Here is a 12,755-nt window from a genome sequence, read left to right on the forward strand (position 1 = left end):
ACTTTTAGGAGGAAAATGGAGTGTTGATATGAAAGTTGTAGCTGTAACAGGATATAAACCATTTGAACTTGGAATTTTTACGAAAGATCATCCAGGTATTACCTGTATAAAAAAAGCGGTGCATCGTAGATTACTTGCCTTTATGGAGGAAGGATTAGAATGGGTAATTATCAGTGGCCAATTAGGTGTAGAGTTATGGGCAGCTGAAGTTGTTTTTGAGATGCAATTAGAATATCCAGATCTAAAGCTTGCGGTATTTACCCCGTTTTTAGAACAAGAAGAAACGTGGAAGGAAGGAAATCGTGAATATTATGAGTCCATTCTAGCGCAAGCAGATCATATTGATAGCATTACGAAAAGAAAATATGAAAGTCCAGAGCAATTTCGATTAAAAAATCAATTTTTTATTGAAAAAAGCGATGCGCTATTAGCTGTATACGATGAAGAGAAACCAGGAAGTCCAAAATATATTGTAGAAGTAGCAAAGAAAAAAGTAGAATTAGAAAATTATCATAGTTATTTTATTCTTTTTTCGGATTTACAAGATATAATAGAAGAGGAACAGTGGAATAATGAAGGGTAGTATAAAAAGTGGCTTATGTATATGTTATTGACAAAAGACATTGTTTCTGAAAAAATTTAGTTAATGAAAGTTTTGGTAAAAATTTGAGGTGAAGAAAATGATTTCGGATAAAATTAAGTTAACAGCGAAAGATATTTTGGAAAAAGAGTTTAAAACAGGTATGCGAGGTTATCAGCAAGAAGAAGTAGATAAGTTTCTTGATATGGTAATTAAGGACTACGAGGCATTCCATAAAGAACTAGAACAATTAAAGCAACAGAATGTTCGATTGAAACGTGAATTAGAGGAACAAAAAGTAGCGGTAACGCAAGTTCCACAGCAATCAGCTCCAACACCAGTTCCACAGCCTGTATACAACAATACAAATACAGATATTTTAAAACGTCTATCAAATCTAGAAAAAGCTGTATTTGGAAGTAAGCTATACGAATAATAGAAGGAAAGAAGAAAGATTGTAGCATATACATATAAAAAACGTTGCAAAATCTTTTTGTTTCCACTATAATAATGTTTGTCATAACGTTTGGGTAATCGCTGCAACGCCAACGTTGTAGAGGAAAGTCCATGCTCGCACGACCTGAGATGGTTGTAGTGTTCGTGCCTAGCCAATTCATAAGCTAGGGTATTCTGGCTGTAAGGCTGGATTAACGGCAGGGAAAAAACCTAAGTCCTTTTGGATATGGTTTGACTACCTTTAAAGTGCCACAGTGACGAAGCCCTGAAGAAATGATGGGAGTGGAACGAGGTAAACCCCACGAGCGAGAAACCCAAATTATGGTAGGGGAATCTTTTCCAAGGAAATGAACGATGGAAAAGGACAGACAAGTTGCTCTGTAGATAGATGATTGCCACCGGAGTACGAGGCGAGAGCCGTTTGCAGTACAAAGGAACAGAACATGGCTTACAGAACGTTATGAACCAATTATGGAATGACTCAGCTCTCCTTTGTAAGAGGAGGGCTTTTTATTTGTATGAAGTTATAGCATGTGAGTTAAAATGGTAAATAGGTTAAGAATTCGTAATTTCAACTTATTCACAGAGGAAAAGAAGCTGTCAATAAGTATTTGATTATACATAAGAGGTGAATGAAAATGGGAAAAGTTACTTTAATTGCAACAGCAGCAATGGGTATAGAGGCTTTAGTTGCAAGAGAAGTTCGTGATCTTGGGTATGAATGCCAAGTAGAAAACGGAAAAGTAACGTTTGAAGCGGATGAAAAAGCAATTTGCCGTAGCAATTTATGGTTGCGTACAGCAGATCGTGTGAAAATTAAAGTTGGCGAATTTAAAGCAACAACATTTGATGAGTTGTTTGAAAAGACAAAAGCATTAAATTGGGGAGACTATATCCCGGAAAATGGGGAATTCCCTGTAATTGGTAAATCTTTAAAATCAACATTATTTAGCGTTTCAGATTGCCAACGTATCGTGAAAAAGGCTGTCGTTGAGAAGTTAAAGACAACATATAAACGTACAACTTGGTTTGAAGAAGATGGTCCTTTATTCCGTATTGAGATTGCAATGTTAAAAGATATTGCGACATTGACAATTGATGCAAGTGGAGTTGGACTTCATAAGCGTGGATATCGTTTGGAACAAGGTGAGGCACCGCTGAAAGAAACGTTAGCAGCATCTTTAATTATGCTTACAAATTGGAAGGCCGATCGCCCGTTTGTTGATCCGTTTTGTGGTTCTGGAACGATTCCGATTGAAGCAGCGTTAATTGGTCAAAATATTGCTCCAGGTTTTAACCGCGAGTTTGCTTCAGATGCATGGGGATGGATTGGTAAAGACAATTGGCGTGAAGCTCGTCAAGAAGCAGAGGATTTAGCGAAGTATGATCAGCCACTACAAATTATTGGTTCAGATATAGACCACCGTATGATAAGAGTTGCACAAGATAATGCAGATGAGGTTGGACTTGGTGACTTAATTTCATTTAAACAGATGCAAGTAAAAGATTTTACAACAAAAGAGGAATATGGCTATGTTGTAACGAATCCTCCATACGGGGAACGTTTAAGTGAGAAGCCACTTGTTGAAAAATTATATGCTGAAATGGGACAAGTATTCCGTCCATTAGATACGTGGTCTCTATATTTATTAACGAGCCATGAAGAATTTGAAAAATGTTACGGAAAAGATGCGTCGAAGAAACGTAAATTATTTAACGGATTTATTCGAACTGATTACTATCAGTATTTCGGTAAACGCCCACCCCGTAATTCATAGTATAAAACCTCTATAGCACGCATATACTGGCTATTATGTAATGTGCTAAAGGAGCGTAAAGGGCGAAAAATATAATCGGTCCATCACGAACTGACTATTAAATATCAGCCCGATATTAACCTCATTCTTTTTTCCGAACGGAAGAAAGGGTGGGGGTTTTTTTGTTGCATAAATTTGCGATTAAAGAATTTCTGGACGACAGAGAGCTACGGAATTTAAGCCGGCACACACTGAGATCGTATAAGGGAGTTTTGAAAACGTTTGAATCATTTTGCGTTAGCAAAGGGGTATTCGATACTGACGAAATCACCGCGAAGATGGCAAAAGAGTTTCTGATTTATTGCAAGCACGAACTTAAAAATAACGTGGCTACTATAAACGGGAAAAATCGGACGCTTAAGGTGTTTTTTAAATACTTAGTAGAGGAAGAGATATTGGAAGAGAGTCCGTTTAGGAAACTTCGATTTAGTAAAGAAGAGATTATTATGGACGTGTTAACTGACGAACAAGTAAGAAAAGTATTAGACCATTTCGAACGAGGGCATTTTAAAGGCTCTAATTTTGCTTTAATGCGTAATCGATTGGTAATAGTCATACTTATTGCGACAGGGCTTAGAAGGGAGGAATTAGTCAATTTAAAGTGGTCAGATATCGATATGAGGAATCGAACGATTACCACTTATGGAAAGAAACGTGCTATAGCGACAATTCCATATACACGTAAACTACAGAAAGAATTAGCTGAATATAAAACTTTTCTTGAATTTTATTTTGAAAAAGAGGAACTGATTTACGTATTTACAGATACGAGAAACGATCGGTTAACTACAGAAGCGATTTCTACGCTATTTAAACGACTTAAAAGGAATTTAAAGATGGAAGGTTTAACGTGTCATGCTTTTAGACGTTACTTTGCGTCGAAGTGTTTAAAAATGGGGATGGATTCGTTAAATTTACAGAAACTTATGCGTCATGAAACGCTTCAGATGACCGAGAGATACGTTAAATTGTATGGTCACGCTTTACATGACGTAAACGATAAATATAATCCATTGAATTTTATAGAGGTATAAAAAGAAAAAAGTCCCCAGTTGGCGCTGGAGACTCAAAACATTCACATATAACTAAATAACGGACGATCCCGTACATTCAGTACCTTCATTTTATCGAAAAAATTCGAGGAATGCAAGGCTTCTTAAGTGCTGACTTTTTTCAGCGATAAGAGACGTTGGTGTACGGTTTTTCCGAACGAGGAACGACCTAACACTCGTTAAACTTGAACAGGTGAGCCTAGCCAATGTCGGAAAGTAAGGCGCTGTACTTCCAACGTATAACCCTTCCATACGTGTGCAGGTCTAGGTGGTCGCTACCATAAAAGGCGAGGAGTGGACGCATGTTGTTCTTACGGGAACAGGGTGTACTGTTAGGCGCGGTACGTAAAGTACCGGCGCATTGTGGGACATGCTGCAATGTAGAAAGACGGTATAGGCGAAAGTCTAAAGTCGGAAGGGGCGTACTCGGAAACCTCAGCCAACGACTGACGCTAGTATGTGCTTTACCTCTTACCGCAAAGTTAACGTTTTATCGTTTTAGACTTTGCGCGTAGGGGTGAAGCCTGCCCCATCGTTTCCTAGACCGTCCTCCTTCTGCTAGCAAAAAGCGTGAGATTGGTCAAGTATAAATTCGAAGATATTGGCGGTTAATTTAGGCGGAGGGTGGACTATATTATGGTACGAAAACGTAGGTTGACGGAATTTGACGATAGTTTTAAGAAAGAATGGCGTAACTAAACGATCTAAAACGATTTTTTCGACAAGAGGAAAACGATAAAATAAGTACGAAAGTAATATAAGAGAGGAGGGATGACGGATGAAGGGAAGCGTTATTTTAGACAAAATAAGAGGAACTTGGTATTTCTCGTTCGATAGGGGAAAAGATCCGTTTACAGGAAAACGTAGACAGATTAAGAGAAGAGGGTTTGCTACTAAACGAGATGCTCAAGAAGCGATGATAAAACTACAAGCCGAAATTTTAAATGACGAATTTACTGATTTATCGCAAATGAATTATGCTACATACTTAGAGGAATGGATGAAAGAACGATCTTTTCACTTGCAAGAATCTACTTATGAAATTCATAAAAGGTTTTTGAAAAATGTAATTAAACCTCGATTAGGACATTTTAAATTACAACAGATTCAGCCGATACATATGCAGACATTTGTTAACGATTTAGTGACTACCACAGATTATTCACCACATACAATTCATCTCGTTTTTCGAATAATAAGCGCTTCGTTGAAAAAAGCCAAGGTTTTAAAACTAATTAAAGATAATCCTACGGTAGGAATTACATTACCGAAGATAAGAAAGACAGAAATGAATATATGGACGTTGGAGCAAGTGAATCATTTTCTACGTGAGGGGGAAAGTGTCTATCGACCTACTCGTGTTTACATCGCATGTATAATCGCACTACTAACCGGTATGAGGCAAGGCGAAATAATGGCGATAAGGTGGAGTGATATCGATTTTGATAAGCAGATTATCTACGTAAGACAAACGTTAACTCAAGCGGCAGAAATAAAAGTAGGCGCTAAGAATGCGTCGAGTATACGCTCTGTACACATTCCGATGAAATTAATCGAAGAACTTGAAACGCATAAACAAACGATAATAAGGGAGAAGAAAGTATATCAACGAGATTATAAAGACCATGACCTAGTTGTTTGCGCCCGTAAAGGAAATCCGATGATACCGAGGAACTGTCGTAAGGAATTCTATAATTTAACGGAAAAGCTCGGTTTACCGAAGATACGTTTCCACGACCTACGTCATACACACGCGACTATGTTGATACAACAGAACGTCAATGTAAAGCTGATATCAGAGCGTTTGGGCCATACGGATATACAGACGACGCTTAATACGTATAGTCATGTGCTACCGACGATGCAGAGAAGTGTAGCGGATAAGTTGGACGAGATTTTTGGGTGAATTGGTGCACATCTTATGATAGTCAAAAATGTTAGATCATGGAATACCGACTGAAGACGGGCGGAAGTGAACGTCAGTGTAATCGAAAAGTTGTAACTGTGTGGTGACATAGACTTATGACGTTGAGAGAACGAAGGTTATGTATAATTAGCGGACGAAAAAATGTTCACAAAAAATGAACCAAAAACGGTACACAAGAGTGTATACAAAAAATTGATAAATAATGTATACAAAATAAGTTGTTATTGGACTAGCAGTCCAGTATAATAAAGTTATCGCGATAGTGATACAATCTGTATCGCTTTGCTGGTAGGTTGACTGACAGTTAATTTTTTTTTAACTTACAAGTTGCCTCTAAGGCAACATCGAATTCTAGTTTACTCGTTAGAGTATTTTTTTTGAAGCAGAGGTTTGCTTCAGGCAAACTTTTTAGGGATTATTACCCTAGTAGTGATGTAGTAACACACTTACACACTAAATCAAGATTTTAGGTTTACTTTTTAGATTAGAAGCCATAATAATAGAAAAAAGCTTCCCAAGTGCTACCAACACTGAGAAGCTTAAAAAATATAAAATAACAGATTAGATGAGGATAGTTACTAGTAGTGTAAGAGTACCGAATACTACAGTAAATACCACTGTAAGAATTGCACATACTGCTTGAACAGTTTGCGAATCCATAGCCTCACCGCCTTTCTTATGCCAAGCTTAGTACGTACTACCAATACGTATTAGGCTTTTTGTCGTATGCATTACCAAAGTTGGTGCATATTGTCATTATAAACTATACAAAGGCGCAAATCTACCTCGAAAAATATAATTTAATAGATTTATATAAACACCTGATTTATCTGTCGGAGTATCGTTCCTAAAAGTCGATACGATTGCGGCTTCTTTATCGATCAGCACACGCACGGTGCGCCGTGCATTAAAAGTATTATCGGAAGAGTACGGAGTGATTGAACGGAAAGAAACGATCCGTACGGAGGGGAAATTACGAGGCGGTAACGGATTACTCCCGTATATTTGGAAGTTGAATAATATTCCACGAGGGGTTCATAACGTATAGGTAATGCGAGGGTAAAAGTTAGTAGTATAACGAAAAAAAGAAACAGAGTTTATTTCCCCTGTTTCTTTTCGTTATTAATTTTCTTAATAGGAGACGCTGACTCATTAAATCGTCCCTTAGTAATTTTTGTTGTCCCTAAACCTCGTATAGTAGTACCGCTGTTATTACTAGCCGACTCGTTAAATCTTGTAATTTTATTTTTATCATTTGACATGTCTAATCACCTCCTCAATTACAAAATGCACTGCGAAAATTACAAATCCCCAAATCATAAAACTCAAACCAGTTCCATACAATTTCATTTTCGCTTCTAGTTTATCCTTATTTAATTTAACTGCGTCAGTATATGTACCAGCAACAGATAATTTTGCACTACGTTCTTCTTCTCTAGCAAAAGTCTCCGTTACTATATAATCTAAACCAACTTGGTCATATTCACCCGTTTTAATTGACCTTAGAAAGTATACTATACTGATAGTAAAACATACAAAAACCGTTAACTTTAATAGAAATGTGTATATGAGGTATGGAACGTTCTTCGTTACAGGATTAAACGCCCCAAGATAGGTTAAATATGCACCAAATAAAACGCCAACAAATGCAAGTGTTATATTTGTTTTTGCTTCAGCTTGTGTAAACCTCGCAGATTCTTCATTATAAATTTCTTTTGCCGTGTCTAGTATGACGTCACAAGTACCTTCAACAAATGGTCTTTCAGTTTCTTGACTCATCTCTATACTCCTTATAACAAAATAGGTTAAGTATTCCTATATTTCTATATAATTCCTGACACATTTAATTATATTTATAAAATCAAACCTTGTCTAGTGAAATACATATATAAAAATAACCACCATTCCTGGCGACTTTACTCGTCTTTCTTCGTCTGATTATACAGATGATATTTCTCTCGTAATCATTTATCTAAATCAATCGCTTTAAGAATATACATTTATATTATTACCTAATTATACCGCATTAGTAATATACAGGAAATAGAGCATTCCAGACAAATGTCCTTTCGGCTCTCCTCTACATTGTAGACTTTTATAGCTTGCATCCTCGTAAACTCTCGCTAAATAGAATGACGTTATACGGTTATCTGTACTATGGATAAGTCTATTCGCTTAACAAAACTGAACAAATAAACGTATTCTCACCGTTGTACATTACGTTACATATTATCAGCCGAACGCTCGTGACGCACGTCTACCTCTCGAAACTCACCCTTCAATAACCTCTCCCACGCACTAAAACCGTGCATCGTAAGCGGAAGAAAACGAAGTAAAGGTGGTAATGCGTCCGATGAACAAAATCATGCACATTATATAGTAGGAACTCGTTTTTAGTATCGGACATAATCGGACTATTATAACGCTTTACCAGGCGAACGTCCTTTACGCATGACCCCTCGAACGCTTTCACCTATCGCTGTCACAATGGATGGGAAGTGCCGGTTTTAGTGCGTATATATAGAAAGAACTAAAATAACGAGTTCCCAACCGTTCCCATTTCGTCAGTCTCACGCCCGTTACAGATGTCCTATACCGAATTTTTACTAGGTAACTATAACGATAGAATTCTGCGTTATATAAGGAGGAAATGGGTTATATCGAATATAGTACGGTATAGTAATTTGTGACTTTTACCAGGCGAATGGTTCAGCCGGACGGGCCTCCGAAACTTTTAACGGTCTTCCCTGCATATATGGAAATACGGTGTAAAGCGTTATGATCCGTTGTGATTTTTAGAAGCCTAGCGCCTACTATACGTACCCCTCCGATAATTTTTAACGTGAATGTAATAGTTTACATCGGTTTACATTTCGTCAGTCTCAGTCGTCTAATACATAGCCGGTCGGAAATTTCGGAAGAGGTGTTATTTCGGTGCATATATAGTAGGAATTTGAAATACAACTTTCCGATTCTTTCCGATTACACCAGCTTCTCCTCTCCGATAGAGATGTCCTTCAAAACTTCAACCCTCCTTTTTATGCAAGATTTTATACAGGGATTACCGGTATATAGGTCGTTACAAACGTTGATATGACGCATGTATAAAAGTAATGTATTGATAAAAGTATAAAACGAATGTGTAAACGTTGAGATAACAAGGTTTATACGATGCTTCGAACGTAACAAAAGATGAAAATGTTACATTCGTTATGCGCCTAAATGTATTTAAATAAACGTTTTATGCAATCGGTGGATAACTGCTGCTATACCTACTCCGAATATACCTACCGTCCGTTTAAGTATACCTTTACGAACCATCAATAATAGGTTGATTATTAACTATTTTGTCGTTCGTTTAATATAAGAAAACACTTTACGAACGTTCGTTTATTTTATTGACTTTTACGAACGTTTATTTTACAATCGAATCAAACATAACGGAAAGGGAGTAAGGGGAATGGCGGAGAATAGAAGGATTGGATACGTAAGGGTAAGCGCTAAGGATCAGAACGAGGGCAGACAGTTAGAGGCGTTGAAAGCGTTAGGGATTGCGGAGCGTGACATATACATCGATAAGCAAAGCGGAAAGGACTTTAACCGTCCTAGCTATCAGTTATTAAAGCGTGTGCTGCGTAAGGGAGACATACTATACATCCATTCGTTAGACCGTCTAGGACGTAACAAGGACGCTATACTAAACGAATGGAACGAGATAACACAGGAGATACAGGCGGACATCATCGTAATAGATATGCCGTTACTAGATACAACGAAGTATAAGGATAGTGTCGGCACATTTGTCGCTGATCTAGTGCTACAAATACTATCGTGGATAGCTGAGGAAGAACGTAAGAAGATACGTACAAGACAAGCCGAAGGGATTGCCAATGCACGTAAGCAAGGGAAGGAACTAGGACGACCGAAAGCAACGATTACACCTGTGTTTATCGATGTATATAAACGATGGAAAGCAGGAGAGATAACGGCCGTAATAGCGATGAAAGAAGCAGAAGTAGGTAAGACAACGTTTTACAAACTAGTAAAAGAATACGAAGAAAAGTAATAAGTCGGTGAATAATACCGGCTTCTTTTTTTATGCCGGGGGATATCGAAATTATACGATGTTCGCCACGTGACAGAGAAATCGACGCGTCAAAAATAACGTTTGATTTTACAGCGATGTAAAGCGAGTATATTATTTACGCTTTTCGAACGATAAACCGTCTTAATGTATATTTGTATTACTTCGGATATACGTACTCGATTTCGTTGATAATAGTCTAGGAAAAACGACCTCAAAACGTAAAATACAAGGTCTAATAAGTAAATTCTAAAGGAAATACGTACTACATTACGGCTAGCATTGCGTATGTGAGTGTACGATAATATAACGAAAATTAAACCGTCTCTGTAATAGGAGGCGGTTCTTTTTTTTGTATCAATTAGCTATTTTCGTGGTGCCAGGTAGGTAGCTAATTATTTTCTCGCGCTTTTCTTCGTAATCGTCTGTCCAAACCAATTTAATTTCAATAGAACTTTTTCCAGGAACATGAATCATTATTTCGACATCCTCGGAATATTTGGCGCTAATTCGAGTTGGGAAATTGTCTTGTACTATTTTAATCCCTTCAAAGTGATACCGATATACCATACCGTTTTGAATCCTATCACCACTTTTGTATGTTTGGATTTCTAGACCATTAATAAAAATTTTGATATCTTTGGCATCAGAATAACCTGTATTTGAGATTCTTATTTTTCTTTTCCCGTTTCTGTTTTTAGAAGTGCTTACATCATCCCAAATTAGATTGGCTTTATTTTTTTCTTCTTGTTCACTATTGTACTTCTTTTCGTTAATTCTAGAGTTTTTCCAGTTTAAAAATAAAGCGAAACAGGAGATGCAAAAACTTAAAATACTAAGTATACTTGTCCAATTGTCCATTATAAATTCCAAAAAATCATCCTTTCCACACGGTTATTTACAAAATTTATAGTACCATGATTAAGTCGGCATGTCTGTTATTTCCTGGGACTATTTAACTTCGAAAAGGTACAGTTTAGACCGCATATCTCTTATCGTGTGACGAAAACGATACCTAAATACGTCCCGTGACGTGTTTTCCTGTGTAATACCTCTTAGCCAGTGCCACGTGTCACCTACCTATGTAATAACCCTCAGAGTAAAGAACGAACTCCAATCCTTCGATTACTCTCTCGTAAATTGACCGCAGAATGCACGTTATCACCGTTAATTTCCTACATATAAAAAAGACGCCTTATTCAGCGTCCTCCTCATCGTCCATGATTGCTAACAACTCGTTCATATCGGTAATATTCAACTTATCAGCGATCTTTTCTAATGCTTCTTTCGGATATCTTTTCATTTTCCCGCTCGCTAGTTCACTTATAGTTCGTGTAGATAATCCATTATCGTCATCGATTAAATCCTTCTGATCCATACCACGAGCTTTTAATATATCACGTAGCTTAACTTCTATTCTTTTAACCACTATGTATCACCCCTTATTCACATTATATAGTTTAAAAAGAATTACGTAAAATGTAATTTTAGGGTTTACAGTTACGGTAAACGTAATTTATGATATAGACATCAGTTACGGTAAACGTAATTAAACGAGGGGGAAACACAAAATGAATTTATCAAATATCGAACAAGTAAACGTAAAAATCGTACTAGAAAACGGCGACGGTACAACTGTCGAATGCATCGAAAAAGGCGTGAAAATCAGCGATACATTAGTCCTTAGCGTTTACGAAGCTGGTGTATCTATTAATGAGTTTCATTACGATCAAACAGGCGATATTGTATTAGGTGATGAAATCCTGGACTTACAAGGCGTAGTAAATGATTCAGCAATCGACCTTGAAGCAATCGGTAACATGAGCGCCCTAGACTTCTTGTTAAAAATCGCAGCTATCAAACGGGACTTACATTAATTCGAAAGGGGATAACGAAAATGAGATATTCACCAAGTGTTATACAAATGCAGGGGTTACCGGTTACGTTGCAAACGGCAATTGCAAACGAATTTATCGACGAACCGATTAAAACATTCGAAGTAAAAGAATCTGATTTGATATATACGGCAGTTATCGAAACAGACCATTGGCGCAACACTATCGAATTTGACGGCAGTACAAACGAGGTAAAACAACGGGATATTGAGCCGCTTGGCAAGTGCGTTAATTTCTACGTTGTTTTAGAGCAAATGGATGACTATTTCGGTTTACAAACGACATCTGATCGCACTTGGTTTTACGGATTTTACGTATTAGGTACGTTGTTGTTCGCGGCGAGTATGTTTATCGCTTACGTACTATAAAAATTGAAAAGGTGAGTCGTGATATTGGTACGTTGATTGGCAGAGCGTATCAGTAAGCGCTCTTGAATGACGGTACGAGGTGATATGGAGCCGTTTGTAGCTGGCAACTCTTACGATTATGTACCACTTCGGTATAAATCCGTCGGCCTATTAAATTAAGGGGGAGGAAATGAATTATGGAGTTAAAAGCAGGCGATGTATTTCGGATGGAACGGCGGTTCCCAATCGATGACCATTACGAAACTTGCATACTAGAAGGCATGATGCTAAATGACGAGTTATTCTTAACGGCAGAGGATGACACTATGGGCGTGTATGATTTTCAAACGTTTTTAGAAACGAAAGACCTTAGCGATAACTACTTGCAGTTGCATGTTTTTAGTAAGAAACCGTTATCTATCGAGGATGTAAGTCAGTTTAAAGATAAAAGTTTAATCGATTTCCTACTATATTATGTAACAGCGAAATAGGTGATTGGAAAGAGCCTCGTTTTGGCGGACGGGGTTCTTTTTTATTTTTACAAAGGTGTCGTTTTTGATACTTCTCCGGATCTATTTAAAGTAAAGGGGTAATTTT

13 protein-coding genes, 1 other RNA gene and 1 pseudogene are annotated in these 12,755 nt (G+C 37.4%); 11 read left to right on the forward strand and 4 right to left on the reverse strand.

Going from position 1 to position 12,755, the window contains the following annotated elements; translation table 11 throughout:
• Positions 1-28 precede the first annotated feature (28 nt).
• From QUF99_RS11045 to QUF99_RS11075, 7 genes and pseudogenes are all read left to right on the forward strand, one after another.
• Complete coding sequence (locus QUF99_RS11045; RefSeq protein WP_289370073.1) at positions 29-583, forward strand: SLOG family protein; 555 nt, start codon at positions 29-31, stop codon at positions 581-583.
• Positions 584-680: 97 nt separating this feature from the next.
• On the forward strand, positions 681-1,016 hold the full coding sequence (gene gpsB / locus QUF99_RS11050) for a cell division regulator GpsB (protein ID WP_289370074.1): 336 nt from the start codon (positions 681-683) through the stop codon (positions 1,014-1,016).
• An 86-nt stretch (positions 1,017-1,102) separates the two neighbouring features.
• Positions 1,103-1,492, forward strand: an RNA gene (gene rnpB, locus QUF99_RS11055) — RNase P RNA component class B.
• A 182-nt stretch (positions 1,493-1,674) separates the two neighbouring features.
• On the forward strand, positions 1,675-2,814 hold the full coding sequence (locus QUF99_RS11060) for a THUMP domain-containing class I SAM-dependent RNA methyltransferase (RefSeq protein ID WP_289370075.1): 1,140 nt from the start codon (positions 1,675-1,677) through the stop codon (positions 2,812-2,814).
• Between the two features lie 161 nt (positions 2,815-2,975).
• A complete protein-coding gene (locus QUF99_RS11065) occupies positions 2,976-3,887 on the forward strand; it encodes a tyrosine-type recombinase/integrase (RefSeq protein WP_289370076.1) in 912 nt (303 codons plus the stop codon).
• A 796-nt stretch (positions 3,888-4,683) separates the two neighbouring features.
• The gene (locus QUF99_RS11070) at positions 4,684-5,811 is read left to right on the forward strand and encodes a site-specific integrase (RefSeq protein ID WP_289370077.1); all 1,128 of its coding nucleotides are present in this window, start codon (positions 4,684-4,686) and stop codon (positions 5,809-5,811) included.
• An 877-nt stretch (positions 5,812-6,688) separates the two neighbouring features.
• Positions 6,689-6,766 (forward strand): annotated as a pseudogene (locus QUF99_RS11075) (hypothetical protein); the annotation flags it as partial.
• Between the two features lie 163 nt (positions 6,767-6,929).
• Here the strand turns inward: QUF99_RS11075 and QUF99_RS11080 are convergent.
• Together QUF99_RS11080 and QUF99_RS11085 are read right to left on the reverse strand one after the other, a co-directional pair.
• The gene (locus QUF99_RS11080) at positions 6,930-7,094 is read right to left on the reverse strand and encodes a hypothetical protein (protein WP_289370078.1); all 165 of its coding nucleotides are present in this window, start codon (positions 7,092-7,094) and stop codon (positions 6,930-6,932) included.
• Positions 7,084-7,611: a hypothetical protein gene (locus QUF99_RS11085; RefSeq protein ID WP_289370080.1), complete on the reverse strand. Its 528-nt coding sequence runs from the start codon at positions 7,609-7,611 to the stop codon at positions 7,084-7,086. Before QUF99_RS11085 ends, QUF99_RS11080 begins: the two co-directional genes overlap by 11 nt.
• A gap of 1,681 nt (positions 7,612-9,292) precedes the next feature.
• On the opposite strand from QUF99_RS11085, the gene QUF99_RS11090 reads away from it, so the two are divergent.
• Complete coding sequence (locus QUF99_RS11090; RefSeq protein ID WP_289370082.1) at positions 9,293-9,898, forward strand: recombinase family protein; 606 nt, start codon at positions 9,293-9,295, stop codon at positions 9,896-9,898.
• 375 nt (positions 9,899-10,273) lie between these two features.
• Here QUF99_RS11090 and QUF99_RS11095 read toward each other — a convergent pair whose 3' ends face one another.
• Entirely contained in the window at positions 10,274-10,789 is a 516-nt protein-coding gene (locus tag QUF99_RS11095) for a hypothetical protein (protein WP_289370083.1), read from the reverse strand.
• 322 nt (positions 10,790-11,111) lie between these two features.
• Entirely contained in the window at positions 11,112-11,345 is a 234-nt protein-coding gene (locus QUF99_RS11100) for a helix-turn-helix domain-containing protein (protein ID WP_289370086.1), read from the reverse strand.
• Between the two features lie 142 nt (positions 11,346-11,487).
• Here QUF99_RS11100 and QUF99_RS11105 point away from each other — a divergent pair, with 142 nt between their 5' ends.
• The 3 genes from QUF99_RS11105 to QUF99_RS11115 all read left to right on the forward strand — a co-directional run bounded on the left by QUF99_RS11105 (position 11,488) and on the right by QUF99_RS11115 (position 12,649).
• Positions 11,488-11,793 carry a hypothetical protein gene (locus tag QUF99_RS11105; RefSeq protein WP_289370087.1) on the forward strand — a complete coding sequence of 102 codons (306 nt, stop codon included), beginning with the start codon at positions 11,488-11,490 and terminating at the stop codon, positions 11,791-11,793.
• A gap of 20 nt (positions 11,794-11,813) precedes the next feature.
• A complete protein-coding gene (locus tag QUF99_RS28505) occupies positions 11,814-12,179 on the forward strand; it encodes a DUF3961 domain-containing protein (RefSeq protein WP_353958394.1) in 366 nt (121 codons plus the stop codon).
• A 176-nt stretch (positions 12,180-12,355) separates the two neighbouring features.
• Complete coding sequence (locus tag QUF99_RS11115) at positions 12,356-12,649, forward strand: hypothetical protein (RefSeq protein WP_289370088.1); 294 nt, start codon at positions 12,356-12,358, stop codon at positions 12,647-12,649.
• Positions 12,650-12,755 lie beyond the last annotated feature (106 nt).

This window comes from Bacillus sp. DX4.1, assembly GCF_030348195.1.
In the GTDB taxonomy this organism is placed as follows: Bacteria; Bacillota; Bacilli; order Bacillales; family Bacillaceae_G; genus Bacillus_A.